We start from the raw sequence: 24,796 nt of genomic DNA on the forward strand, positions 1-24,796 counted from the left end.
GAAAGGCTTTCGGGGTTCAGGTCAGCGTCACGTCGGCGCTGGCGTCATCGGGGAGAAGGGTGAGGTCGGTGGGCAGGAAGGCGATGTCGACGGTATCGCCGATGGCAAAATCGGCCGCGCCGAGGGGGCTGCGCACCACGGCGACCGTTCCGTCCGCCAGCCGCACCTCGTATTTCGAGCCGGAGCCGAGATAGATCGCTTCGGTGACCGTGCCGGAAAGGCGGTTTTCGCCCGTCACGGCGTCCGCGCCGGCGCGCTTCAGCCCCACGCGCTCGGGCCGGAGCAGGATGACCGGGCGGGCCTCGCCGGGAAGGCGGCCCTGGGCGAAGATCCTCTGGCCGCCGATGGTCATCGTCGTGCCGTCGCCGGCGGCTTCGGCCTTGCCGCGCAGGACGGTGGATTCGCCGATGAAGCGGCCGACGAAGAGCGTCGCGGGATGATCGTAGAGTTCGCGGCCCGTGCCGATCTGCTCGATGCGCCCGCCGTTGAAGACGGCGATGCGGTCGGAGAGGACGAGCGCCTCTTCCTGGTCGTGGGTGACGTAGACGAAGGTGGTGCCGAGCTCGCGGTGGATGCGCTTGATTTCGAGTTGCAGCCATTCGCGCAGCTTCTTGTCGAGCGCGCCGAGCGGTTCGTCCATCAGGAGCAGCGGCGGATCGAAGACGAGGGCGCGGGCGAGCGCCACGCGCTGCTGCTGGCCGCCGGAGAGTTCGTTCGGGTAGCGATGGGCGAAATCGGCCATCTTCACCATGTCGAGGGCGCGTTTGACCCGGCGGTCGCGTTCCTCGCCCCTTATGCCGCGCAGCGTCAGCGGATAGGCGACGTTCCTGCCGACCGTCATGTGTGGGAAGAGGGCGTAGTGCTGGAAGACGACGCCGATGTTGCGCTTGTGCGAGGGCAGGCCGGTGACGCTTTTTCCGCCGATCTCGAGCGTGCCGGAGCTGATGTCGGTGAAGCCGGCGATGAGGTTCAGCGTCGTCGTCTTGCCGGAGCCGGAGGGGCCGAGCAGCGTCATGAACTCGCCGGGGCGGATATGGAGGTCGATGTCGTTGAGGGCGGTGAACGCGCCGTAGCGTTTCGATGCCTTGCGGATTTCGATGGCGGCGCCAGCGGATGCGGTCATGGGTCAGGTCCTTGCGCGGCGCATGCCGAGAAGCAGGCCGGCGATGATGATGAGCGAGGTCGCGAGGAAGAGCAGCGTGCCGACGGCCGCGACGGTCGGGTCGGCGTCGCGGGTGATCGAGGTGTAGATCTGCACCGGCAGCGTCTTGAGATAGGGGCTGGTGATGAACAGCGCCACGATGATCTCGTCGAACGAGGTGATGAAGGCGAAGAGCGCGCCGGAGAGGATGCCGGGCAGGATGAGCGGCAGCGTCACGGTGCGGAAGACGGTCAGCCGGCCGGCGCCGAGGCTGGCGGCGGCGGTCTCGAGCCGCCGGTCGAAGACTTCGAGGCTTGCCTGCACGGCGATCAGCACGAAGGGGATGGCGAGCATGGTGTGCGCCAGCACGAAGCCGGTGACCGTGCCCACCAGATGCGTATCGAGGTAGACCGCGTAGATGCCGATCGCCAGCACCACGCCCGGCACGACCATCGGCGTGATGAGGAGGGCGCGCAGCAGGCCGCCGGTGCGCGCCGCCGCGCGGGAAACGCCGAAGGCGGCGAGCGTGCCGACCACCGTCGCCACCACCGCGACGATCAGCGCGATGATCAGCGAATTGGAAAAGCTCGTCGTCCAGTCCGGATTGCGGAAGAAGTTGTCGTACCATTGCCAGGAGAAGCCGACCGGCGGGAAGGCGAGCGACTTGTTGCCGTTGAACGACATCGGGATGACGACCAGCGTCGGCGCCAGGAGCAGCACCGCGACGAGCAGGCAGAACAGGCCGAGGAGGACGCGGGGGAAGGAGGGCATCGGCTCACGCCTCCCTGCGGGTCGAGGAATGTTTCTGGCGCATCAGCGGGGCGGCGATGGCGAGAAGCACGAAGGTGGCGACGAGGAGGACGACGCCCATCGCGCCGCCGCGCCCCCAGTTGAGCAGGCTCAGCACCTGGTTCTGCACCAGCGAGGAGAGCAGGATGCTGCGCGGCCCGCCGAGCAGGGCCGGCGTGATGTAGAAGCCGAGCGACAGGATGAAGACGATGATCGCGCCGGCATAGACGCCGGGCAGCGACAGCGGAACGTAGATCTGCAGGAAGGCTTTCCAGGGTTTCGCGCCGAGGCTGCGGGCGGCCTGGAGCAGGCGCGTGTCGATGCCCTTCATCACGGAATAGATCGGCAGGATCATGAAGGGCAGCAGCACCTGCGTCATGCCGATGACGACGCCGGGAAGCGTGCGGATCAGCTTGACCGGGGGGAGGCCGAGGCCGCGCAGGAACGAGTTGATGACGCCGGAATCCTGCAGCAGGATGACCCAGGCGAGCGTGCGCACCACGCCGCTCAGCCAGAAGGGCACGAGAACGCAAAGGATGAGCGCCAGCCGCAGGTTCCTGCCGACGATGGTCATGGCATAGGCGTAGGGGTAGGCGCAGATGAGCGAGACGAGCGTCACCCAGGCGGCGACGACGAAGGTGCGTTGCAGGACGGTGCGGTTTACCGCGGACTGGAAGAACCAGACGTAGTTGTCGAGGCCGGGGGTAGGATCGGTGAAGCTGCGCACCACGACGATCGCCAGCGGATAGGCAAGCGCGAGGAGCAGCACCAGCACGGCGGGAGCGGCGAGCCAAACCGCACCGCGAGGTCGCCATCGCGTGAGGAGAGCGGGCCTGTCAGGCATGTCGGTCACGGTCGTCTCCTGTGGTTCGGTTCCTGTGGTTCGGTTGGGTTCTGGCCCCTCATCCGGCCTGCCGGCCACCTTCTCCCCGTTTACGGGGAGAAGGGATATGCCGCACCGGTTTCCTCAACCAATATTCATTCGTGGGGCAAGTCCCCTCTCCCCGCTTGCGGGGAGAGGGTTAGGGTGAGGGGCAGGCCGCGGTGCGCTCCGGCGAAAGCATCGAGGCCGGAGACGCCTCAATTGCCGGAAAGCAGTGCGTTCCACTTCTCGGCGGCGAGGTCGAAATTCTTCACCCAGAACGGGATGTTCTGCTGGTAGCCCTGCGCGATGCGCTCGGGCGTCGAGGTGAGGAACGACGCGGTGATCTCGTCGACCTGCGGTTTGGCGTCCATGTGGATCGGCGTGTAGGAGGTCTTCTCGGTCAGGATCTCCTGCGAACGCTGGCCGAGATAGGCGTTGAGCAGCGCATAGGCCGCATCCGTGTCCTTGACGCCGACCGGGATGGTCATCTGGTCCATGACGACCAGCCAGTCCTGCCAGACGGGGGTATAGGCCGCGCCGTTCTTCGCGGCGGTCATCGCGCGGCCGGTCCACATCATGATCATGTCGGCCTCGCCGGATTCGGCGAGCTGCTGGGATTCGGCGCCGGTCTTCCAGTAGATCGTGTCGGGGCCGAGGTCGCGCAGCTTCTGGATGCCCTTCTCGATGTCGTCCGGCGTCATCGCCTTCGGGTCGCCGCCCGTCGCCCTGAAGGCCTGCTCGATCAGGCCGCCGGTCGGATCGCCGCTGCCGTCGATGGCGCGCGAGCCCGGGAATTTCTCCGTATCGAAGAAGTCCACCCAGTTCTGCGGCGGATTGTCCTTGTAGGTCTCGGTCTTGTACATGAAGATGACGCCATAGTTCATCGCCGGGACCGAGCACTCGCCGACCTGTCCGGGCGGGATCTTCGAGACGTCGAGCTTGGAGAAGTCGAGCTTCTGGAACAGCGTGCCGCAATGGACGTAGGGCGGCAGGTCGGCGGTGTCGACCACGTCCCAGGTGACGTTGCCGGCATCGACCTGCGCCTTCAGCTTGGCGATCTCCGTCGGGCCGTCATTGAGCAGCGTCACGCCGGATTTCTCGACGAACTCCTGGAGGGCGGCCACCTGGCCGTCCTGGTAGATGCCGCCGTAGGAGACGAAGGTCAGCGTCTTGCCCTTGAGCGAGCCTTCCTCCACTGCGCCGGCGACCGGCTTTTCCTGTGCGAATACCGGCAAGGCCAGGGCGCACGTCATCGTCAGGGCGAAAGCCCCCGCAAATTTTCTCATCATCGATACTCCCAGTAGCGCTCGCGTGCGTTGTTCCTGCCGCGGTTACGAGCCCGCCCGTGGCAGGTATTTGTCGAGGTCGTCGGCGACGCTGGTCGGCGGCGCGATCATCCACAGGACTTCGGCCGGTTCCGCGCCGATATTCACGGTCTTGTGCGGAACCGAGGTCGGATATTCGATGCTGTCGCCGGCCGACAGCACATGGCGCTCCTCGCCGAGCGTGAGTTCGACCTCACCGCGCAGGACGAAGAAGAGTTCATGCGAATCCCCGTGGCTGTAGGGCTTCTCCCCCGTCGAGCCGCCCGGATCGAATTCGCCGATATAGACTTCCATGTCGCGGATCGGCCGCCGCGACAACAGCATCTTTCGATAGCCTTCGGCCGGCGGCAGCGCCGGGCGTTCATGCTTGCGCAGCACGCGGCCGACGGGCGGGGCCGCTTCCTCGAAGAGGTCCGTCAGGCTGATGCCGAGCGCGCCGGCAATGCGCATCAGCGTGCTGATATTGACCCCGCTGAGCCCGCGTTCCAGCTGGCTCAGGAAGCTCGCGGTCGTGCCGGTGGCCTCGCCCAGCGTGCGCAAAGACATGCGGCGGGCGGTGCGGAAGGCCTTCACCTTCTCGCCGACGGCAGCCTGATTCTTCGTCGCAACCGCGATGTCGTCCATGGCCTGCTCCTCACTTAACAAGGTATTAAGTGAACGGCATTTTGGCAACCGCTAAAATCGACGGTCGACGATTTTTCTGTGGCCGCGCCGGATCCGTCTCCGGCAAGCTGAGGGCGCCTTACAGGGCGGTGCCCACCTTCAGCCCGTCATAGACCGCTTCTTCCGCGGTGCGTGGCGCCAGACAGTCGCCGATGAGATGAACCTCCGGCACCAGCCCGGCAAGCATCGCCCGCAGTTCGTCCGCCGGCGTATGCCCGAGACAGAGCACGAGCGTATCGATGCCTTCGAAGACGATCGGCTGCTCGCTGACGGTGTGCTGCAGGTAGACGGTGCCGCTGTCGCAGCCGTAGAGCCGGGCATAGGGCGTGATGCCGACACCCTTCCTGTGCAGTTCGGCGGCGATGTTGTCGCGCACGTAGAGCGGCAGCAGCTCGCCGGGATGGGTGCCGTTGACGGCGAGCTCGACGCTGCAGCCGTTGTCGACGAGCAACTCGGCGATGCCGGGGCCGATCCAGTCGCAGCGCCAGTCGGCGACGACGACGCGGCTGCCGGTCCTGACCTCCCGGCGCAGCACCTGCCAGGCATCGACCACCTGGACGCTGTCGTCGGCGGGGATTTCGGGCATGTAGGGCGTGGCACCGGTCGCGAGCACGACGGCATCGGGCTTTTCGCGCTCGACCAAGGCCGCATCGACGCGAACGCCCTTGACCACGCGCACCTGCGCCAGTTCCAGTTCACGCGAAAGATTGGTGATGATGCCGCCGAATTCAGCGCGGCGCGGCAGTTGCTGGGCGAGCAGCGCCTGGCCGCCGAGCTGGTTCGCGGCTTCATAGAGCGTGACCTGATGGCCGCGGGCGGCGGCGATCGCGGCCGCCTTCATGCCGCCCGGCCCGCCGCCGATCACCATGACCTTCTTCGGCGCGGCCGCCGGCACCAGCGTGCCGAAGGCCAGCTCGCGGCCGGTCTCCGGATGCTGGATGCAGGAGATCGGCACGCCGCGGTGAAAATGGCCGATGCAGGCCTGGTTGCAGGCGATGCAGGCGCGAATGTCGTCGGTGCGGCCTTCCTCGGCCTTTGCCGGCATCTCGGGATCGCAGATTAGCGCGCGCGTAATGCCGCAGACATCGGCCGCGCCCGCGGCGATGACCGCCTCGGCCTCGTGCGGCTGGTTGATGCGGCCGGCGACGAAGACCGGCACCTTCAGCGCTTGGCGGAAGCGGGCGGCGTCGCTGGAAAGGTAGGCGTTGCGATAGGCCATGGGCGGCACGATATGCACCGCGCCGCCGAGCGAGGCGGAGGTGCCGGCCGTGACGTTGACATAGTCGACCAGCGGTTCGAGCAGGCGACAGCCCTCCAGCGCCTCATCGGGCGTCAGGCCGTTCTCGTCGCGGTCCCCGGCGCTGATGCGCAGGCCGACGACAAAATCCTCCGATGTCGCCGCACGGATCGCCTTCAGCGCTTCCGCGGTAAAACGCAGCCGGTTCTCCAGCGATCCGCCATAACCGTCCGTCCGCCGGTTGACGCGCGGGTTCAGGAATTGGGCCGGTAGGTAGCCGTGGCTCGCCACCAGCTCCACGCCGTCGACACCGGCTTCATGCATGCGCCGAGCCGCCGCGCCGTAGCCGGCGACGATCTCGTCGATCATCGCCTGGTCGAGCGCGCGCGGCATGACGCGAAACCGCTCGTTGGGCGTGACGGAAGGCGCATAGGCGACCGTCAGCAGCCCGTCGCCGCCCTCCATGATCTCCCGGCCCGGATGGAAGAGCTGCGAGAAGAGCGCGCAGCCATGGGCATGGCAGGTCTTCGCCAGCGTGCGATAGCCGTCGATGCAGCCGTCGTCCGTCGCCATCAGCATATGCGAGGTGTAGCGGGCCGTCTCGTGCACGCCGGCCACCTGGCTGACGATGAGGCCGACGCCGCCCTTCGCCCGCGCCGCGTGATAGGCGACAAGGGCCTCGTTGACGCGCCCGTCCGTCGGCAGCGTCGTGTCGTGGCCGGTCGACATGATGCGGTTCTTCAGCCGCACGCCGCGGATCGTGAGGGGCTGGAACAGGTGCGGGAAGGCGGCGGGCGCGCTCATGCGGCGCTCCCGGTGTTGCGACAGTGGCGCATGGCATGCCTGATCTGTACGATCCCGATCATTCAGTCCTCCCATCCCGAGCGAGCGAAACAAGATACTTATATTTTATTTAAAGTAAAAAATAGACGCATTTTTTTACTGAAGGCAAAATCTGTTGCCATGAGGCGCATTCTGGACAACCTTGTGAGCCGATGCGCCGGCGCGGTGCGGGAAGGAAGGCGGCGATGGTGGACGAGAACGTTTCGGGGGCGCATGGCGGCGGGGCCGCGGCCGGCGAGGATTCGGTGCTCGGCGAGCGCATCCGCGGCCTGCGCAAGCGGCGCGGGATGACGCTCGCCCAGCTGGCCGAAAGCTGCGACCTCTCGACCGGCTATATCAGCCAGATCGAACGCAACCTTGCCTATCCGTCCATTCCCGCGCTGGTCGGCATCGCCCGCAGCCTCGGGGTCACCGTGCAATGGTTCTTCGGCGGCGCGGCGCCGGTGCCGCAGGCCGAGCAGGGCTATGTCATCCGCCACGGCAATCGCCTGCGTATCCAGTATGACGGCGGCATCGTCGACGAGCTGCTGACGCCGAAGATGAGCCTTCAGGTCGAGATGATCCACACGCGCCTGCCGCCGGGCAGCGAGAGCGCGGAGAGCTATAGCCATGCCGGCGATGCCGTGGGGTTCATCATGGCCGGCGAGCTGGAAATATGGGTGGGCGAGCGGCACTTCCACCTGCGCGAGGGCGACAGCTTCTCCTACTCCGCCGGCGAGCCGCATCGCTATCGCAATCCGGGAAGCCGCGATGCCGTCGTGCTCTGGGCGATCAGCCCGCCCAGCTTCTGACGTCAGCGAACGGTTTCGATTTCCTGGAGCAGCCAGTCGCGGAAGCGGGCGAGGGCGGGGTTTGCCTCCATGCTCTCCTTCGGGCAGATGAACTTGTAGGATTCCTCCGGCTGGAAGGTTTCTTCCGAAAGCACGCACAGGGTGCCACGCGCAATGTCCGCCTCGACGAAGGCGCGGTGCGAGAAGCCGATGCCATGGCCGGAGCGCGCGGCGGCAAGCAGCGTGTGCTGGTCGTCGAAGAACAGGTTGGCGTTCGTCTGCGTTTCCTGCAGGTTGTTGTGGGTCAGCCAGTTCTTCCAGTCATCGGCATTGCGATAGTGCAGGCGCGCGACGCTGCGGCTGAAGAGCAGGTCGCTGGCCTGTTTCACGCTGGCGAGCAGCGCCGGGCTGCACACCGGGACGAGGCGCTCGCGCAGCACCTCGACGGCGTAGTCTCCCGCCGGCGGATGGATGCAGTACTTGATCTGCGCGTCCTCGCGCTCGACCGCGCCGCTGCGCGCCTCCAGATTGCTGAGATGGAGCTGGATGCCGGGGTTCTGCTCCAGGAAGCCGGCCATGCGGGGCACCAGCACCTCCATGGCGAAGAAGGGGCCGGTGCGGATGCGCAGGACCTTCGTCTCGGTCTCCTGGCCGATGAGCGAGAGCACATTGGCGACATCATCGAAGGCGCGGGCGCAGGCGTCGAGCAGCAGGCTGCCTTCCGCAGTGAGGCTGACGCCGCGCGAATTGCGCTCCAAGAGGCGCCGGCCGAGCCGTTCCTCGAGCTGCTTGACCTGATGGCTGACGGCGCCCTGGCTGACGGCGAGCTCGCTCGCCGCCGCCGTGAAGCTCCGGTGATGGCCCACGGCCTCGAAGGCGCGCAGCGCGCGCAGATTGGCCAAGTGTCGCCGATGGTGCCGGTCTGTCATCGAACCATGAGGAAAACTAATGATTGGGAATATATCTTTTGCATTGTTGCGCCGCCGGCTCAACGGTAATCCTACACGGGCAGAACGAAACCGACCGGATGCATCGTTCGCCAAGACCCACGAAATTCAGGTTATTTCTTTTGCCTTGGCGTTTTGCGCCGGAGGGCGGGGCTGTGGGCGAGGCAAGCCGGCGACACAAACACGATGAGGGAACGATGATGAGAAAAATGGTGCTCCATGCGTGCACGGCGGCCGCGATTATCCTGTCGGGAGTGGCGTCGGCTGCGGCCGAGACGATCCGCATGGGCGCGGAGGGGGCCTATCCGCCCTTCAACTACGTCGCCGAGGACGGCCAGCTCAAGGGCTTCGACATCGATATCGGCAATGCGATCTGCGCCGAGCTGAAGGCCGAATGCGAATGGAGCACCAACGAGTGGGACGGCATCATACCGGCGCTCCAGGCCGGCAAGTTCGATATCATCGCCTCCTCCATGGCGATCACCAAGGCGCGCATGGAGCAGGTGAGCTTTTCCGATCCCTACTATTTCAACGCCATGCGTTTCGTCGCCCTGAAGGAGCTGAACCTCCAGGAGGTCAAGCCCGATGCCGTCAAGGACCTGGTGATCGGCACGCAATCCGGCTCGATCGCCACCGACATGCTGAAGGACTTCTTCCCGGACAACGAGGTCAAGCTCTATCCGACGCTCGGCGAAGCCTTCCTCGACATGAAGACCAGCCGCCTCGATCTCCTGGTCGAATCGAAGATCGCCATCGCCGACTGGCTGGCCGATGGCGAGGATTGCTGTGTCTTCGTCGGGGAGGAGTTCCTGCAGGACGGTACGCTCGGTGCGGGCCTCGCTTTCCGCAAGGACGACGATGCCCTGCGCGAGCGGGTGAATGCCGCCCTTGCCGAACTGGTGCGCAACGGAACCTATGAGACGATCCGCAAGACGTATTTCGACTTCGACATCCGCGAGAAGCCGAAGAATGCGAGCGCGCTCTTCGGCGGATAACCGGCTCTGACGGGACGAGGTCCGCCAGCGGGCCTCGTCCGCCGTCGCTGCCTGCCCGGATCGGGGCATGATCTACTCTCTCCTACCTCTTTCATTGCCCGCCCGGCGAGGGCGGGAAGGATATTCATGTCCTATCGTGTCGCCATCATCGAGTTCATCAACGAATCCAACACCTTCACGCGGAAGCGGACCGGGATCGACGATTTCCATGCCTCGCATTATTTCAAGGGCGACGAGATCCCGCTGAAATTCGAGGGTACGGGATCGGAAGTGGGCGGGGCGATCGAGGTTGCGCGTGCGAGGGGCTGGACGCCGGTCTACATCGTCGCCGCCCATGCCGAGCCGAACGGCATCATCCTTGAAGCGGCGCGCACCGAGATCACCCGGGAATGCCTGCGCCGGCTGAAGGAAAGCGGACCGTTCGACGGGATCTTCGTGGCGCTGCACGGTGCGATGGTGACGGAGACGGACGAGGACGGCGACTGCCAGTTCCTGCGCGAAATCCGTGCGGTGGTCGGGTATGCGGTGCCGGTTGCCATCACGCTGGACCTGCACGCCAATGTCTTCGACGAGCTGGCCGATCTCGCGCAGATCTCCGTCTCCTTCCGCACCTATCCGCATATCGACATGCGGGAGGTCGGCGTCGAGGCCTGCGACCTGCTGCACCGGGCGATGGCCGGCGAGATCGCGCCGAAGCTCGCCATCCGCCGCCCGCCCATGCTGCTCGGCTGCGACGACGGGCGCACGACGGACAACGGGCCGATGTGCCGCCTCCTGGAAAGGGCCGCGGCGGAAGCGGCCGCGCCGGGCATGCTCGCCGTCTCGATCAATGCCGGCTTCACCGATGCCGATGTCTGGGCCGCCGGGCCGAGCGTCGTCGTCACCTATGACAGCGCCATTGTGCCCGCTGTGGCGGCGGAGGGTGTCGGCGAAAGGCTCTGCGCGGCCATCTGGTCCTTCCGCAACGAATGGACGCAACCGGTGCCGCTGGCCGAATGCATCGCGGCGCTGAAGGCCGCCGATCCCAGGGACGGCATCGTCGTGGTGGCGGATTTTTCCGACAATCCCGGGTCGGGCGCCTATAGCGACTGCACGGCGCTGATCGCCGCCATGCTGGAGGCGCGGCTCACCAATGCCGCGGCCGGGGCGCTGCTCGATCCGGAAGCGGTGCGCGAGATCGCGGCGGCCGGCGTCGGGGCCGAGGTCACGGTGACGATCGGCGGGCGCACGGATCCGGCGGTCGGCGGCGGTCCCCTGACGGTAACCGGCACGGTGATGGCGGTTACCGACGGCAGGTTCGTCTTCGAGGGGCCGATGTTCACCGGCCTGCCCGGCACCTGCGGCAGGAGCGTTTGCCTGCGCGTCGGCGGGCTCGACATCATGATCGTTTCCGAGCGCATGCAGATGCTGGACAAGAACATCTTCCGCGCCGTCGGCATCGAGCCGACCGAAAGGGCGATCCTCGCTGTGAAATCCATGCAGCATTTCAAGGGCGCGTTCGGGCCGATCGCCGCGTGCATGATCGTGACGGATGCCGGCGGGCTGAGCTCGCCGGATCTTGCACGTCGGACCTATACGCATCTTCGCCGCCCGGTTTTTCCGCTGGATTCTGAAGGCCTTGTGGTGCCGGGGGCAGTCTGAGCCCCCGGCCATCCGCCGGTGGCCCGCGTCGGACGGGGCGCAAGCGAAGACTGTTTTCCACCGGCGGGAACCAGCGGCGATTGACAATGTTTTAAACTGTGCTAATGTGATTAAACGTTTAATCACATCGATGAGCAGCCGTGAAGCCTTCGCGACCCAACCTTTCGGAACTGGCGCGCCACCTCGGGGTGTCGATCGCGACGGTATCGAATGCGCTGTCGGGCAAGGGGCGCCTGTCGCCGGAACTCGCAAGGCGTATCCGCGATGCGGCGGATAAGCTCGGCTATGTGCCGAGCCAGGCGGGCAGGGCGCTACGCACCGGCCGCAGCGGCGTGCTCGGCCTTGTCCTGCCCGATATCGGCAATCCGCTCTATCCGGAGATCGCGCAGGAGATCGAGCGCGTGGCGACGGGAGCGGGCTACGGCGTGCTGATCGCCAATTCGCGCGACGAGATCGCCGCGCAGGACAAGGCGATCTTCCAGCTCATCGAGCGCGGCGTCGACGGTATCGTCATCGTTCCCCGCCGCGGCACGACGGTGCCGGAAACGCGCTGCCCCATCGCCATCATCGACACGCCGACGACGCCGCGCAACACCGTTTCGGCGGACCATTTCGCCGGCGGCGCCGAGGTCGCCGGCCACCTTGCGGCGCTCGGGCACGGCAAGGTCCTTCTGATCGGCGACGATCCGAGCTCGAATGTGCAGAACGCCCGCATCGGCGGCATGCGCTCGAAGCTGTCGGGCGTCGAGACGGAAACCATCTGGATCGTCGAACTCGAGGCCCGGCACGGCAAGGGCTGCGCGCTCGGGCTCGCGGACTGGCGCAAGCGCGGCTTTACCGCCTTCGCCTGCGTTTCCGATCCCCATGCGCTGCGCGCGCTCACGGAGCTGCAATCGGCCGGCATTGCCATTCCGGCGGAGGCCAGCATCACCGGCTTCGACAATCTGCAATGGTCGTCGTTCATCTCGCCGCCGCTGACGACCGTGAAGATGAACATGCCGGAAATCGCGACGCTGGCGCTCGATGCGCTGGTCGAGGCGATCCAGTCCCGCGAGACCTCGGACGACACGCCGAGCCCGCCCGTCACCGCTCGAAAGGCCGCCGTGCCGATGGAGCTTGTCATCCGCCGTTCCAGTGGTCCCGCGCCATCTGCCGGTTTTTCCCAGGAGGAGTCCAAGCATGCATAAGAAAGTACTGGCCGCCAGCGTCTTCTGGCTCATGAGCGGTGCGCTCGCATCCGCCGAGGAGCAGACGCTGACCATTTCCGTCTATGGCTTCGTCCAGGAGGAATTCACCGAAGCGCTCTACAAGCCGTTCGAGGCGGAATGCGGCTGCAAGCTGGTCGTGGAGACCGGCAACAGCATCGAGCGCCTTGCCAAGCTCGAAGCCAACAAGGATGCCCCGGTCATCGACATGGCCGTCTTCTCGCTCGCCGACGCGCTTTCCGCCGCGCGCAAGGGCCTGACCGACAAGATCGATACGGCGAAGCTCTCCAACTACGACAAGCTCTACGATTTCGCCAAGGACCCGAACGGCGACGGCATGAGCGTCGGCTACACCATCTACAAGACCGGCATCGCCTATCGCACCGACAAGATGACGGTCGAATCCTGGGCGGATCTGCTGAAGGACGAATATGCCGATCACGTTGCCCTGCCGAACATCACCACCAACCAGGGCGGGCCGGTGCTGAACATGATCGGCAAGGCGCTCGGCAAGGATTCGCCCGACCTCAAGGACGCCATGGCCGCCGTCGGCGAGAAGCGCGACGCGTTCGTCACCTTCTACGTCAAGAGCTCGCAGCTCGTGCAGCTTATGCAGCAGGAAGAGATCTGGGCCGCGCCGATGGGCCACTTCTCCTGGGCCGGCATTTCCAAGCTGGACCTGCCGATCGGCTGGGCCGCCACCAAGGAAGGCGACGCGGGCGACATGAACGCCATGGTGCTCGTCAAGGGCTCGAAGAACCAGGAACTCGCGCTGAAGTTCATGGACTTCTGGCTCTCGACGCCGATGCAGACGAAGATCGCCGAAATGCTGATCGACAGCCCGGCGAACAAGGAAGTCGTGGTCGCGCCGGAAATCGCCGAGAAGCTTACCTACGGCGCCGACGTCGCCAACAAGCTGACCTTCCTGCCGGCCGCGACGACCCTCGACTACCGCGAGAAGTGGCTCGCCGAGTGGAACACGGCGGTCGCGCAGTAAAGGCGTCCTGAACCGAAGGCGATCGCATTAAATTGCCCCTCACCCTAACCCTCTCCCCGCAAGCGGGGAGAGGGGACTTGCCCCACGAACCGTTGAGGAACTGGGGAAACCGGTACGGCATATCTCCTTCGCCCCGCCTGCGGGGAGAAGGTGACCGGCAGGCCGGATGAGGGGCAATCTCCACATACGATCGTTCCTGCGCTTCCCACCACCCCGAACGCTGCCCCCTTTCGGCAGGAGCACGCATGTTTCAAAATCGCGCTGAAGCCCTGGCGCTGGCCTTGCCGGCCGCCGTCTTCGCCACCGTCATCTTCCTGGTGCCGGTCGTCATCGTGCTGGCAGAGGGCTTCCGCAGCCCCGCCGGCTGGACGCTTTCCGCCTACACCAACTTCTTCTCCGAGCCGCTGAACCGGCTCGTGCTGGTGCGCACGTTCAAGCTCGGCATCGCCGTGACGGTGGTCTCCGCCATCATCGGCTATGCCGCCGCCTTCGCCATCGTCAATCTCAGCGCGTCCGGCAAGGGCCGAATGATCGGCCTCATCTCGCTGCCGCTGATGATCTCGCCGGTCGCGCGCACCTATGCCTGGATCGTCATCCTCGGCCGCACCGGCATCGTCAACCAGGCGCTGCAGGCCGTCGGCCTCAGCGACGAGCCGATCCGCCTGCTCTTCACCGAGACGGCGGTCTTCATCGGCCTCCTGCAGCTCTTCCTGCCGCTGATGATCCTGTCGCTGATCAGCGCGCTGGAAAACATGCCGAAGGATGCCATCCTCGCCGCCCGTGTGCTCGGGGCCAACTGGTTCCAGGTGTTCTGGAAGGTCATCCTGCCCTTGACGCGCGAAGGCCTCGTCGTCGGCGGCACCCTGGTCTTCACCGGCTCGCTGACGGCCTATATCACGCCTGCCATCCTCGGCGGCTCCAAGGTGCTGATGCTGGAGACGCTGCTCTTCCAGCGCGTCACCGTCGCCAACGATTTCGTCTCCGCAAGCGTCATCGCCTTCATCCTGATCGCCATGTGCTTTGCCGCGAACCTTCTCCTGAAACGGCTCGCCACCGCGAGGAACAAGCGATGAACCGCACGCTTTCCTTCTCCATCCTCACCGCGCTGATCGTCTTCCTGATCGGCCCGTTCCTGATCATCGTCGCCGCCTCGCTTTCGGCCGGCGATACGCTCGCCTTCCCGCCGCAGGGCCTGTCGCTGCGATGGATCGTCAAGGTTTTCACCGTCGAGAGCTTCCGCGACAGCTTCATCATGTCGATGATCCTTGCGGTCGGCGGCACCTTCGTCGCGCTCCTGCTCGGCGTGCCGGCGGCCTATGCGCTGTCGCGCTACAAGCTGCCCTTCGGCGAGGTGGTGAGCACCGTCGTCACCCTGCCGATCATCGTGCCAGGCATCATCGTGGGCCTGGCGCTCCTGCGCTACCTCGTCGTGCCCTTCAGCTTCTCGATCGGGGTCGCGCTGTTCCTTGCCCATACGGCCCTCGTGCTGCCCTATACGGTGCGCGTCGTCTCGTCTTCCTTCAACAACCTGCGCTCCGACATGGAAGAGGCGGCGGTGCTGCTCGGCGCCACCCGCCTCGGCGCGTTCTTCATGGTGGTGCTGCCGAATATCCGGGCGGGCATCCTCGCCGCCTTCATCCTCGGCTTCGTGACGAGCTTCAACCAGGTGCCCGTCTCGCTGTTCCTCTCGGGTCCCGGCGTGCGCACGCTGCCCATCGACATGCTCTCCTACATGGAAACCACCTACGATCCCTCCGTTGCTGCGCTGTCGGCGCTTCTCGCCCTGATGTCGATCGGCATCGTCTTCCTCGCAGAACGCTTCCTTGGATTCTCCCGCTATGTCTGATCGCGCCTTCCTCTCGCTTGAAAACCTGACGCTCTCCTACGGCAACTCGATCGCCGTCGATAAATTCAACCTGGATATCCGGAAGGGCGAGCTCGTCGCCTTCCTCGGCCCCTCCGGCTGCGGCAAGACGACGACCATGCGCTCGATCGCCGGCCTTCTCACGCCGACCTCCGGCCGCATCACGCTCGACGGCACGGACATCACCCGCGTCTCCGCCAACAAGCGCAATGTCGGGCTGGTCTTCCAGTCCTACGCGCTCTTCCCGCACCTGACGGTCTTCGAGAACGTCGCCTTCGGCCTGCGTTTGAAGCGCACGCCGGCCGCCGATATCGAGGCGCGCGTTACCGCCGGCTTGAAATCCGTCGGCCTTTCCGCCTTCTCCGGCCGCAAGCCGGCCGAACTCTCCGGCGGCCAGCAGCAGCGCGTGGCGCTCGCCCGCTCCATGGTGATGGAGCCGAAGGTGCTCTTGCTCGACGAACCGCTCTCCAACCTCGATGCGCGCCTGCGCGTCGAAATGCGCGCCGAACTGCAGCGCGTGCAGAAGGAGACCGGCGTCACCATGATCTTCGTCACCCACGACCAGGCCGAGGCCCTGTCGCTTGCCGACCGCATCGTGGTCATGCGCGAGGGCCTGATCGAGCAGATCGGCACGCCGGAGGAGATCTACAACAACCCCGTCTCCTCCTTCGTCGCCGATTTCGTCGGCTTCGAGAACGTCTTCGCGCTGAAGGACGGCAAGCTCGCCACCCCCGCCGGCGCGGTCGCCCTCCACGAAACCCTGCCCCGGAACGCCGCCGGCTTCGCCTGGCGTCCCGCCGGCGTGGCGCTGGATACGGGCCCGTTCAAGGGCCGGGTGAAGAGCGTTTCCTTCACCGGGAATCTGCGCGAATACCTGCTCGACACGCCGCTCGGGCCTATCACCGCCGAGGTCAGCGCCGCGCTGCCGGTCCATGAACTCGGCACGGAACTTTCCTTCGACCTGCCGCTGAAGGCGGCCGCGCCGCTCCAGCGCTTCGCGTGACCGCCATGGGCGTCTGGATCGATACGGATATGGGCTTCGACGACATTGCCGCCATCCTCGTGGTGGCGCACGCGAAGGAGCCCATCGACGGCGTTTCGCTGGTCTTCGGCAATTCCGGTTTTGCGCGGGTGCGCCAGAACGCGGCCTCGGCTGCCGCCGCCTTCGGCTGGACCTTTCCCATCCACGACGGCCGCGCCCTGCCTGTCCTGGGCCGCCTCGAAACCGCGGAAAACATCCTCTCCGAAGCCGGCATGCTGACCGCCGGCCGCAGCCTGCCCGCCGCCGCGTTGTTGCCGGAAAGCGATGCCTTCACCGCCCTCTGCCATTGGCTGGAGACGGCGGAAAGCCCGCGCCGCATCCTCGCCCTCGGCCCGCTCACCAACATCGCCGCCCTGGCGCTCGCGCGGCCGGACCTTGCGGGGAGGATCGGCGATCTCACCTGGATGGGCGGCGGCGTCACCGCCGGCAACCACACGGCCTCTGCCGAATTCAATGCCTTCGCCGACCCGGAAGCGCTCGCCATCGTGCTCGCCCATGGCCTGCCGCTCCGCATGGTCGATCTCGACCTCTGCCGCAAGGTCATCGCCTATCCGGACGACGTCGCGCCTGTCCGTGCCGCGGGCAGCCGGAATGCCGAGCTGCTGGCCGACCTTCTCGCCGGCTACATCTCCATAGGGACGAGCCGCGGCCGCGCCGGCATGGCGATCTACGATCCGTGCGCCGCTGTCGCCTTCGTGCGGCCGGAGACCGTGACCTTCACCGCGGCCCGCATCGACGCCGAGCTTTCCGGCGCGCTGACCCGGGGTCGCACCGTGGTGGATGTCCGCGCACCCGAGGAAAGGCGCAACGCCGCCTTCGCCTCCGATATCGACGTGGACGCTGCCCGTGCCCTCATCCTCGGCGCGCTGATCGCGGAGGCGCGGCGATGACCGGCCGGACCGACGCCCGCGATCTCGACGACGAAACCTTGAGGGAAAACGCCGTCGCGGCCGCCCGCGGCGACCGCGCCTTCGACATCCTCATCCGCGGCGGCATGCTGGTCGACATGGTGACGGGCGAGCGACGCCCCGCCGATATCGGCCTCGTCGGCCCGCTGATCGCCAGCGTCCATGTGCCGGATGCCCGCCGGGATGCCGCGGAAACGATCGATGCCGACGGGCTTTTCGTCTCGCCCGGCCTCATCGACACGCATATGCATGTCGAAAGCTCGATGATCACGCCCGCTCGCTATGCCGCGGCGACCCTGCCGCGCGGCGTCACGACGCTCGTCTGGGATCCGCACGAGCTCGGCAATGTGCACGGCGTCGCCGGCGTCGACTGGGCGGCGGAGGCGGCGCGCGTGCTGGCGCAGCGCCATGTGCTGCTCGCGCCCTCCTGCGTGCCGTCGGCGCCGGGCCTGGAACTGGCCGGCGCCGATCTTCCGGCCGAAACCATCGCCGCGCTGCTCGCCCGCCCGGAGATCGGCGGCATCGCCGAGGTCATGGACATGCGCGCCGTCATCGAGGGGCGGGTGCGCATGAGCGCCATCCTCGCCGCCGGCCGCCGCTCCGGCAAGCCGATCCACGGCCATGCCCGCAGCCTGGAAGGCGCCGACCTGCAGGCCTTCGTCACGTCGGGCATCAGCTCCGATCACGAGATCGTCTCGGGGGAGGACCTCCTGCAGAAGCTGCGTGCCGGCCTCACCATCGAGCTGCGCGGCTCGCACGATCACCTGCTGCCCGAATGCGTCGCCGCCCTCGACGCGCTGCCGCAATTCCCGCAGACGGTGACGCTGTGCACCGACGACGTCTTCCCGGACGATCTTTTCCATGCCGGCGGCCTCGACGACGTGGTGCGCCGCCTCGTGCGCTATGGAATGAAGCCGGAATCGGCCTTGCAGGCCGCAACGCTGAACGCCGCCCGTCGCATCGGCCGCGCCGACCTCGGTCTCATCGCCCCCGGCCGCCGCGCCGATATCGTGCTTTTCCGGGACCTTTCCGATTTCCACGCGAAACTGGTCTTTTGCAGCGGCCGTCTCGTCGCCCGCAATGGCGCACTCATCGAAGCGGCGGAGGAAGTCGATGCGGCTCCGCTCCGCGGCTCCATGCATCTCTCGCCGCTTGCGGAAAATGATTTCCGCATTTCCTGTGCGGGCAGCGAGGCGACCGTCGCCGTCATCGCAAAACCGCGCTTCACCGAATGGGCCGAGGCCGTCGCACGGGTCGAGAACGGTTTTGTCGTCCCCCCCGCCGGCACCACGCTCATCGCCGTGGCGCACCGGCACGGCAAGGCGGATGCGCGCCCGCGTGTCGGCTTCCTTTCCGGCTGGGGCGATTGGCGCGGCGCGCTTGCCACCACCGTCTCGCATGACAGCCACAACCTTACGGTCTTCGGCGGCAATGCGCGGGACATGGCCGTCGCCGCCAACGCGGTGATCGCGGCTGGCGGCGGCATGGCCGTCGCGGCCGATGGGAGGGTTTTGGCGCTGCTCGCGCTGCCGCTTTCCGGCCTGATCTCGGATGCGCCGCTCGAGGATGTGGCCGGCGCCTTCTCGGCGCTGCGCGCCGCGGCAGACGGCATCGTCGACTGGCAGCCGCCCTATCTGGTGTTCAAGGCCGTCTTCGGCGCGACGCTCGCCTGCAATGCCGGCCCGCACCAGACCGACCGCGGCATTGCCGACGGCACGACCGGCGCGCTGCTCGAAAGCCCGGTCCTGAGCATCCGGGGCCTCTCGTGAGCACGCCTGCCAACGCCATCGTCCCATCGGCCAGCACCGGCCTGCTGCTGCCGGCGGTCTTCGTGCCGCTCTGGTCGAGCGGCTTCGTGCTGGCGCGGCTCGTCGCGCCCCATGCGGAGCCGTTGACCTTCCTTGCCGTGCGCTTCTTCCTCGCCTTCCTGGCGCTTGCCGCCATCGCGCTCTGGAAGGGCGCGGCCTGGCCGCGCTCGCATCATGAATGGCGGCAGGCGCTGCTGGCCGGCGTGCTGATCCATGGCGTCTATCTCGGCGGTGTCTTCTGGTCGGTGGCGAACGGCCTGCCGACGGCGATCTCCGCGCTGATGGCGGGCATGCAGCCGCTGCTCGTGACGCTTCTTGCGGGGCGGGTGCTCGGCGAGCGCATGTCGCGGCGCGGTGCCGTCGGCATCGTCATCGGTGCCGCCGGCACGCTGGTCACGCTGGCGCCGAAGCTCGGCGCGACGGATGCCGGCGGCATCCCCCTCGTGCCGCTTGTCGTCTGCCTTGCCGGGGTGCTTGCCATCACCACCGGCTCCATTCTGGTGAAACGCACGAAGATCACCGCCGATCCGCTGACCAACACGGCCGTGCAATATATCGGTGCGCTGGTTCCGACGGCCGTCCTCGTGCCCTTCGTCGGCGGCCCGGGCTTCGATACGGCGGCGGTGCCGTTGTGGATCGGCCTTGCCTGGTCGGTCTTCGGCATGTCGCTCGGGGCGATCCTCCTGCTCCTGCATATGATCCGCCGCGGGGCGCTGTCGAAAGTGTCCTCGCTCTTCTTCCTCGTGCCCGGGGTCTCGGCCCTGATGGCCTGGATCGGTTTCGGCGAAAGCCTGACCATCGTCCAGATCGCCGGCCTTTCCATCGCGACGCTCGGCGTCTCCCTCGCCAGCCGCGGCTAAACCGACAGGAACCACCATGACCCTTGCCGAGATGATCGCCGCCAGCAATGCGCCCGCCGTGCTCGTGCGCCGCGACCTGCATCGCCATCCGGAAACCGCCTTCCTCGAATACCGCACGGCCTCGCGCATCGCGGCCTATCTCGACCATCTCGGTTTTGCCGTGCGCACCGGCCGCGAGGTGATGGACTACGACGCGGTCATCGATCCGCCGTCGGCCGGGCAGGTGGAGGATGCGAGGCGGGCGGCGCTTGCCGCGGGCGGGGACCCCGCCTGGATGGAGCGCATGCCGGACGGCCTGACGGGCATCGTCGCCGACTATCGTTTTGGCGAAGGTCCCGTCGTCGCCTTCCGCTTCGACATGGATGCCCTGCCGGTCAGCGAGACCGAGGCGGCGGAGCACCGGCCGAACGCGGAGGATTTCCGCTCCCGCTTTGCCGGGCGCATGCATGCCTGCGGCCATGACGGGCATGTCGGCATCGGCCTTGCCCTTGCCCGCCGGCTCAGCCGGGAAAAGGGGCTTTCCGGCACCCTGCGCCTGATCTTCCAGCCGGCCGAGGAGAGTGCGCGCGGCGCCGCGCCCATGGTGGCGGGCGGCGCGGTCGAAGGGGTCGACCATCTCTTCGTCGGTCATCTCGGCTGCCTGCTGCCCTCCGGCAAGATCGGCGCCAGCGCCGTCGGCTTCCTGTTCTCGAGCCGCTTCGTCGTCACGTTCCGCGGCGCCGTCGCCCATGCGGCGATGGGCCCGCAGGAGGGGCGCAACGCGCTGCTGGCGGGCGCTGCGGCAGCGCTCGGCCTGCACGGCGTTTCGCGTTTTGCCGGTGCAGAGACCTTCGTCAATGTCGGCATGCTCACGGCCGGCACGGCCTTCAACATCGTTGCCGATACCTGCGAGATGCTGGTGGAGGTGCGGGCCGACGACCGCGCGGCGCATGACTACATGGTCGAGCGGCTCCGCGCGGTCATCGAGGGCGCCGCCGCGATGCAGCAGTGCGACGTGGAGATCGTGCGCAAGAGCCATATGCCCGGAAACGAGAACAGCCAGGACGCCGCCGAGCTCATCGCCGCGGTCGCGCGGGGCTTGCCCGGCGTCACCGAGGTGCTGCCGGAATGGTCGATCGGCGGCGGCGACGATGCGTGCCTGATGATCCGCCGCGTGCGGGAGAACGGCGGTTCGGCCGCCTATTGCATCATCGGCAGCGACATTCCCGCCGTGCACCACGCCGCCGATTTCGATATCGACGAGGCATCGCTGGAAACCGGCGTGGCGCTGTTCGCAGGCGTTGCGCAGCGGCTGCTGGGGCCGCAGGGCGGCCGGTAGCAGGTCGCTGCAGCGTCCGGCAGCCGGCCGGGCGAATAAGGGACCGTGCCCCCGCAAGAAGGGGGCACGGCCGTTGGGCTCAGCCTGCCACCAGGAACCAGGAGCGACGCGCCTGCATCAGCCCCGCGGCATAGATGGAGAAGGCGAGGACCGCGGTCGCCGGCGCCGAGAGCTCCGCATAGGTGCCACCCCAGACATGCAGCGGGATGCCGACCGCTGCGGCGATGAACCAGGCGCTGATGCCGAGCGGATTGAAGGCCGGCACATGGCTGGAGCGGTATTCGATGGCAGGCCCCACCAGCGTGCTGTAGCGGTCGATCAGGATATGCGCCATGGCGACGGCGACCCAGGCGACGACGAAGATGCCCTGGTAGGCGAGGGCCTGGAGCAGGTAGGCGAAGACGTCGGCCAGCATCAGGAGATAGACGATGATGCCGACCGCGATCGCCCAGCCGACGCGTCCGAAGGGCAGGCGGCCGAAGAGTTGCACCAGCGCTTCGAGGTTGACGGCGGCAAGGTAGTAGTTCGCCGTGTTGATGCGCGTCTGGGTGACCCAGACGAAGGCGAGGCCCCAGATGCCCATGAGCTTCAGGAGCGCCAGCAGCACGCTGACCTCCGAGAGCGCGCCGAGATCCGGCACGGTGCCGATCATGAACATGCCGAAAAGCCCGCTGACCAGGAAGGCGACGGCATAGAAGGGCGTGCCGAAGTTGAACCAGGCGTGATAGCCGGCGTCCTCCTGCCGGCCGAAGCGGGCATAGTCGAAGGTGAACATCATCAGCACCCAGACGCCCATGTAATAGACGAAGCAGGACCACCAGCCGCCGACCGGCGCGCCGGTTTCCGGGCCGAGGCTCAGCCACTTGTCGCTGTAGCCGTATTCGCCGATGGCGAGTGCGACGGCGACGATCAGGCCGAGGATGTAGAAGGGCAGCAGCACGCCGTTGAACTTGTCGAGCCAGGTCTGGATGCTGCCGAAGATCAGGGGCACGCTGTAGAGCACGACGATCAGGGCTGCGAGCGGATAGGAGATCGACGGCAGCACGGTGTTGATGCCGACGGCGATGACCGAGCCCTCGAAGACGGCGTAGTAGATCGCCGTGGCGCAGAAGATCAGCGTCGCCAGCCCCGCCCCGACATTGCCGAAGAGGACGCGCGAGAACAGCGCCACGGAAAGTCCGGTGCGGATGGCGAAGCGGCTCAGCACCGCATTGACGACGCCATAGGCGATGACCGACAGCACGATGCCGATGATGGCGTTGCGCGTGCCGAAATTGAGCGCCATCGCCGCGCCGACGACGATATAGAAGACGGCGCTGCACACCGCCCACCAGGCCATGGTCAAGGCGCCCCTGGGCATGCGGGCATGCGGCGGGACCGCCACGTTGGAAAAATCCGAATTGTCGGCTTCGGTTGCCGATAGGTTGCCTGCCATCTTGTTCCCCTCGATTGTTGCAGGTGATGCGGCCCTGCCGGTGGCGGCGGGGCCATTGGCTCAGGTGCGCGTCAGCAGGTAGCTGCCGCTTTCATGCAGCACGCTCGTCCAGCCGGGCTCGATGACGATGGTCGTCGTCACCTCCTCGATGATCGCCGGCCCCGCGATGCGGGCGCCCGCGCCAAGTTTCGCGCCGTCATAGATCGGCGTGGAGATCGCCTTGCCGGACTGGTCGAAGATCGCCTCGCGGTAGCCCTTGAGCGCCGCCTTCCCGTCGCCGCCTTCGGCGAGTTTCGGCGGGCGGACCTTCTCGATGAGGCCGTAGACGGTGGATTCGAGATTCACGACCTCGACCACGCTGTGGCGTTCGGCATAGGTGTAGAGTTCCTCGTGGCGGGCGTGGAAGGCGTCCTTGACCTTTTCGATGGTCGTCTCGTCGATCGGGAACGTGCCGATATCGACCGTGCATTCATGCACCTGGCCGACATAGCGCATGTCGATGGAGCGCTTGATGGCGATCGCGTCGTCGGCAAAACCGTCCGCCTTCAGATGCGCGACGCCCTTCTCCTCGATCTCGCGGAACAGGCTGTCGATGCGCTGGTAGGCGCTCGCATTGTCGAGGCGCACCGGGGCGGGAGCCATGTAGTTGTATTTGACGTCGGAGATGATCTGGCCGAAGGCGCAGAGGCCGGAGGCGAGTTTCGGCAGGATGATCGTGTCGATGCCCATCTCGCCCGCCAGCGCCGTGATATGCGCCGCCGTCGCCCCGCCCGCGCCGACCAGCACGAAATCGCGCGGATCGTAGCCGCGCTCGACGGAGACGCGGCGGATGCCGTTGACCATGCTGTTGTTGACGATGGCGAACATGCCGTAGGCCGCCCGCTCGACGGAGATGCCGAGCGGTTCTGCAACGCGCGCCATCGCCGCGCGTGCCTTCTCGATATCGAGCGGCAGCTTGCCGCCGAGCAGGCCTTCCGGGTTGAGGTAGCCGAGCACGAGATTGGCGTCCGAAGTGGTCGGTTCCGTGCCGCCGCGGCCGTAGCAGGCGGGGCCGGGCTCGGAGCCCGCCGATTGCGGGCCGACCTGCAACAGGCCGAGCGGATCGATCCAGCCGATGGAGCCGCCGCCTGCGCCCAGCGTCTCGACCTGGATCATCGGCACGCCGATGCGGTAGCGCAGGAAGTCGATGTTCTTGTTGAGGTTGGTCTGGCCGTTGCGGGTGAGTGTGATGTCGAAGGAGGTGCCGCCCATGTCGACGGTGATGACGTTCTTGTGGTCGAAGGGCGCACCGGCATAGAGCCCCGCCTGCGGCGCGGAGGCCGGGCCGGAATTGATGGCGTAGACGGAGCGGTCGGTCATCACCTGGCCGACCGCAAGCCCCCCGTTCGACTGGAAGTAGCGCACCGGCTGCTTGGCGCCGAGCTTGCGGAAATAGGCGTCGACGGCGGCGACGTAGCGGCGCATGACGGGGGCGAGATAGGCGTTGGTGACGGCTGTGGAGGTGCGGGTGTATTCGCGCACCTGCGGGTAAAGCTCGCCGCCGACGGTGAGGATGGCCTCCGGCATCATTTCGCGCACGATTTCCGCCGCGCGTCGTTCGTGGCTCGGGTCGAGCACCGACCAGACGAAGGAAATGGCGACGGTCTCGACACCCTCCTTCAGGAACAGGCGGCAGGCCTCGCGTACGTCCTCCTCGTGCAGCGGGGTGCGTACCGAGCCGTCGGACAGGATGCGCTCGCGCACGCCGCGTCGGAGATAGCGCGGCACGAGCATGGTCGCGGCCGGATAATCCGGGTCGTATCGGAAACCGTCCTCCTTGTGGCCGTTGCGGATCTCGATGGAATCCTCATGGCCGGCGGTGCAGATCAGCCCCGTCCTGCCGCCGCGATGGGTGATCAGCGCGTTGAGGCCGACGGTCGTGCCGTTGATGCAGAGGTCGCAGCTCGCGATGATCTCCTCGATCGGCTTCCTGAGATCGGCGGCGATGAGGCCGAGGCCGTTCTCGATGGCCTTCGTCGGGTCGGTGGGCGTGGAGAGCGCCTTGAACAGCTTGACCTCCCCGCTGGCGCGATCGGCGATAACGAAGTCGGTGAAGGTGCCGCCGGCGTCGATGCCGAGACGGTAGGAATGCATGGTCATGTCT

21 protein-coding genes are annotated in these 24,796 nt (G+C 66.8%); 12 read left to right on the forward strand and 9 right to left on the reverse strand.

Annotated features, from left to right (window positions below; translation table 11 throughout):
• Window positions 1–16: 16 nt before the first annotated feature.
• The 6 genes from WMC41_RS22510 to WMC41_RS22535 all read right to left on the reverse strand — a co-directional run bounded on the left by WMC41_RS22510 (window position 17) and on the right by WMC41_RS22535 (window position 6,824).
• Complete coding sequence (locus WMC41_RS22510) at window positions 17–1,123, reverse strand: ABC transporter ATP-binding protein (protein WP_432348895.1); 1,107 nt, start codon at window positions 1,121–1,123, stop codon at window positions 17–19.
• A 3-nt stretch (window positions 1,124–1,126) separates the two neighbouring features.
• Window positions 1,127–1,912, reverse strand: a complete 786-nt coding sequence (locus WMC41_RS22515; RefSeq protein ID WP_244766178.1) for an ABC transporter permease — start codon at window positions 1,910–1,912, stop codon at window positions 1,127–1,129.
• A 4-nt stretch (window positions 1,913–1,916) separates the two neighbouring features.
• The gene (locus WMC41_RS22520) at window positions 1,917–2,774 is read right to left on the reverse strand and encodes an ABC transporter permease (RefSeq protein WP_432349350.1); all 858 of its coding nucleotides are present in this window, start codon (window positions 2,772–2,774) and stop codon (window positions 1,917–1,919) included.
• A 236-nt stretch (window positions 2,775–3,010) separates the two neighbouring features.
• Window positions 3,011–4,084 (reverse strand): extracellular solute-binding protein, encoded by a 1,074-nt coding sequence (locus WMC41_RS22525; RefSeq protein ID WP_398430802.1) that lies wholly within the window; start codon window positions 4,082–4,084, stop codon window positions 3,011–3,013.
• 42 nt (window positions 4,085–4,126) lie between these two features.
• Window positions 4,127–4,744: a helix-turn-helix domain-containing protein gene (locus tag WMC41_RS22530; protein WP_064332806.1), complete on the reverse strand. Its 618-nt coding sequence runs from the start codon at window positions 4,742–4,744 to the stop codon at window positions 4,127–4,129.
• Between the two features lie 118 nt (window positions 4,745–4,862).
• Window positions 4,863–6,824, reverse strand: coding sequence for an FAD-dependent oxidoreductase (locus WMC41_RS22535; protein WP_432348897.1), 1,962 nt, complete (start codon window positions 6,822–6,824; stop codon window positions 4,863–4,865).
• A 224-nt stretch (window positions 6,825–7,048) separates the two neighbouring features.
• Between WMC41_RS22535 and WMC41_RS22540 the strand changes: the two genes are divergently transcribed.
• Window positions 7,049–7,654: a helix-turn-helix domain-containing protein gene (locus WMC41_RS22540; protein ID WP_432348899.1), complete on the forward strand. Its 606-nt coding sequence runs from the start codon at window positions 7,049–7,051 to the stop codon at window positions 7,652–7,654.
• A 2-nt stretch (window positions 7,655–7,656) separates the two neighbouring features.
• Here the strand turns inward: WMC41_RS22540 and WMC41_RS22545 are convergent, their stop codons facing one another.
• Window positions 7,657–8,535 (reverse strand): LysR family transcriptional regulator, encoded by an 879-nt coding sequence (locus tag WMC41_RS22545; RefSeq protein WP_432348901.1) that lies wholly within the window; start codon window positions 8,533–8,535, stop codon window positions 7,657–7,659.
• Window positions 8,536–8,777: 242 nt separating this feature from the next.
• Between WMC41_RS22545 and WMC41_RS22550 the strand changes: the two genes are divergently transcribed.
• The 11 genes from WMC41_RS22550 (at window position 8,778) to WMC41_RS22600 (ending at window position 21,218) form a co-directional block, all read left to right on the forward strand.
• The gene (locus tag WMC41_RS22550) at window positions 8,778–9,575 is read left to right on the forward strand and encodes a transporter substrate-binding domain-containing protein (RefSeq protein WP_432348903.1); all 798 of its coding nucleotides are present in this window, start codon (window positions 8,778–8,780) and stop codon (window positions 9,573–9,575) included.
• A 126-nt stretch (window positions 9,576–9,701) separates the two neighbouring features.
• Window positions 9,702–11,216 carry a M81 family metallopeptidase gene (locus tag WMC41_RS22555; protein WP_432348905.1) on the forward strand — a complete coding sequence of 505 codons (1,515 nt, stop codon included), beginning with the start codon at window positions 9,702–9,704 and terminating at the stop codon, window positions 11,214–11,216.
• 140 nt (window positions 11,217–11,356) lie between these two features.
• Window positions 11,357–12,403, forward strand: coding sequence for a LacI family DNA-binding transcriptional regulator (locus WMC41_RS22560; RefSeq protein ID WP_288079036.1), 1,047 nt, complete (start codon window positions 11,357–11,359; stop codon window positions 12,401–12,403).
• On the forward strand, window positions 12,396–13,418 hold the full coding sequence (locus WMC41_RS22565; RefSeq protein WP_244766185.1) for an ABC transporter substrate-binding protein: 1,023 nt from the start codon (window positions 12,396–12,398) through the stop codon (window positions 13,416–13,418). The genes WMC41_RS22560 and WMC41_RS22565 overlap by 8 nt, the downstream gene beginning before the upstream one ends.
• 245 nt (window positions 13,419–13,663) lie before the next feature.
• Complete coding sequence (locus WMC41_RS22570; protein ID WP_272807569.1) at window positions 13,664–14,491, forward strand: ABC transporter permease; 828 nt, start codon at window positions 13,664–13,666, stop codon at window positions 14,489–14,491.
• Complete coding sequence (locus WMC41_RS22575) at window positions 14,488–15,264, forward strand: ABC transporter permease (RefSeq protein ID WP_064332814.1); 777 nt, start codon at window positions 14,488–14,490, stop codon at window positions 15,262–15,264. Before WMC41_RS22570 ends, WMC41_RS22575 begins: the two co-directional genes overlap by 4 nt.
• Entirely contained in the window at window positions 15,257–16,285 is a 1,029-nt protein-coding gene (locus WMC41_RS22580; protein ID WP_432348907.1) for an ABC transporter ATP-binding protein, read from the forward strand. The genes WMC41_RS22575 and WMC41_RS22580 overlap by 8 nt, the downstream gene beginning before the upstream one ends.
• Window positions 16,286–16,290: 5 nt before the next feature.
• Entirely contained in the window at window positions 16,291–17,214 is a 924-nt protein-coding gene (locus WMC41_RS22585; RefSeq protein WP_432348908.1) for a nucleoside hydrolase, read from the forward strand.
• Window positions 17,211–19,001: an adenine deaminase gene (locus WMC41_RS22590; protein WP_432348909.1), complete on the forward strand. Its 1,791-nt coding sequence runs from the start codon at window positions 17,211–17,213 to the stop codon at window positions 18,999–19,001. Before WMC41_RS22585 ends, WMC41_RS22590 begins: the two co-directional genes overlap by 4 nt.
• Entirely contained in the window at window positions 18,998–19,900 is a 903-nt protein-coding gene (locus WMC41_RS22595; RefSeq protein WP_432348910.1) for a DMT family transporter, read from the forward strand. The genes WMC41_RS22590 and WMC41_RS22595 overlap by 4 nt, the downstream gene beginning before the upstream one ends.
• Window positions 19,901–19,916: 16 nt before the next feature.
• On the forward strand, window positions 19,917–21,218 hold the full coding sequence (locus WMC41_RS22600) for an amidohydrolase (RefSeq protein ID WP_432348911.1): 1,302 nt from the start codon (window positions 19,917–19,919) through the stop codon (window positions 21,216–21,218).
• A gap of 79 nt (window positions 21,219–21,297) precedes the next feature.
• On the opposite strand, the gene WMC41_RS22605 is transcribed toward WMC41_RS22600, so the two are convergent.
• Complete coding sequence (locus tag WMC41_RS22605) at window positions 21,298–22,653, reverse strand: purine-cytosine permease family protein (RefSeq protein ID WP_432348912.1); 1,356 nt, start codon at window positions 22,651–22,653, stop codon at window positions 21,298–21,300.
• A gap of 60 nt (window positions 22,654–22,713) precedes the next feature.
• Window positions 22,714–24,792 (reverse strand): caprolactamase subunit alpha, encoded by a 2,079-nt coding sequence (capA, locus tag WMC41_RS22610; protein WP_432348913.1) that lies wholly within the window; start codon window positions 24,790–24,792, stop codon window positions 22,714–22,716.
• Window positions 24,793–24,796 lie beyond the last annotated feature (4 nt).

Origin of the sequence: Shinella yambaruensis, assembly GCF_050859155.1 — a bacterium.
In the GTDB taxonomy this organism is placed as follows: domain Bacteria; phylum Pseudomonadota; class Alphaproteobacteria; order Rhizobiales; family Rhizobiaceae; genus Shinella; species Shinella yambaruensis.

Coding starts and splice junctions, on each gene's coding strand:
- WMC41_RS22520 (WP_432349350.1), bottom strand. CDS start 2,774: ATGCCTGACAGGCCCGCTCTCCTCACGCGATGGCGACCTCGCGGTGCG.
- WMC41_RS22570 (WP_272807569.1), top strand. CDS start 13,664: ATGTTTCAAAATCGCGCTGAAGCCCTGGCGCTGGCCTTGCCGGCCGCC.
- WMC41_RS22555 (WP_432348905.1), top strand. CDS start 9,702: ATGTCCTATCGTGTCGCCATCATCGAGTTCATCAACGAATCCAACACC.
- WMC41_RS22525 (WP_398430802.1), bottom strand. CDS start 4,084: ATGATGAGAAAATTTGCGGGGGCTTTCGCCCTGACGATGACGTGCGCC.
- WMC41_RS22515 (WP_244766178.1), bottom strand. CDS start 1,912: ATGCCCTCCTTCCCCCGCGTCCTCCTCGGCCTGTTCTGCCTGCTCGTC.
- WMC41_RS22510 (WP_432348895.1), bottom strand. CDS start 1,123: ATGACCGCATCCGCTGGCGCCGCCATCGAAATCCGCAAGGCATCGAAA.
- WMC41_RS22605 (WP_432348912.1), bottom strand. CDS start 22,653: ATGGCAGGCAACCTATCGGCAACCGAAGCCGACAATTCGGATTTTTCC.
- WMC41_RS22580 (WP_432348907.1), top strand. CDS start 15,257: ATGTCTGATCGCGCCTTCCTCTCGCTTGAAAACCTGACGCTCTCCTAC.
- WMC41_RS22550 (WP_432348903.1), top strand. CDS start 8,778: ATGATGAGAAAAATGGTGCTCCATGCGTGCACGGCGGCCGCGATTATC.
- WMC41_RS22590 (WP_432348909.1), top strand. CDS start 17,211: ATGACCGGCCGGACCGACGCCCGCGATCTCGACGACGAAACCTTGAGG.
- WMC41_RS22575 (WP_064332814.1), top strand. CDS start 14,488: ATGAACCGCACGCTTTCCTTCTCCATCCTCACCGCGCTGATCGTCTTC.
- capA (WP_432348913.1), bottom strand. CDS start 24,792: ATGACCATGCATTCCTACCGTCTCGGCATCGACGCCGGCGGCACCTTC.
- WMC41_RS22535 (WP_432348897.1), bottom strand. CDS start 6,824: ATGAGCGCGCCCGCCGCCTTCCCGCACCTGTTCCAGCCCCTCACGATC.
- WMC41_RS22565 (WP_244766185.1), top strand. CDS start 12,396: ATGCATAAGAAAGTACTGGCCGCCAGCGTCTTCTGGCTCATGAGCGGT.
- WMC41_RS22600 (WP_432348911.1), top strand. CDS start 19,917: ATGACCCTTGCCGAGATGATCGCCGCCAGCAATGCGCCCGCCGTGCTC.
- WMC41_RS22540 (WP_432348899.1), top strand. CDS start 7,049: ATGGTGGACGAGAACGTTTCGGGGGCGCATGGCGGCGGGGCCGCGGCC.
- WMC41_RS22530 (WP_064332806.1), bottom strand. CDS start 4,744: ATGGACGACATCGCGGTTGCGACGAAGAATCAGGCTGCCGTCGGCGAG.
- WMC41_RS22585 (WP_432348908.1), top strand. CDS start 16,291: ATGGGCGTCTGGATCGATACGGATATGGGCTTCGACGACATTGCCGCC.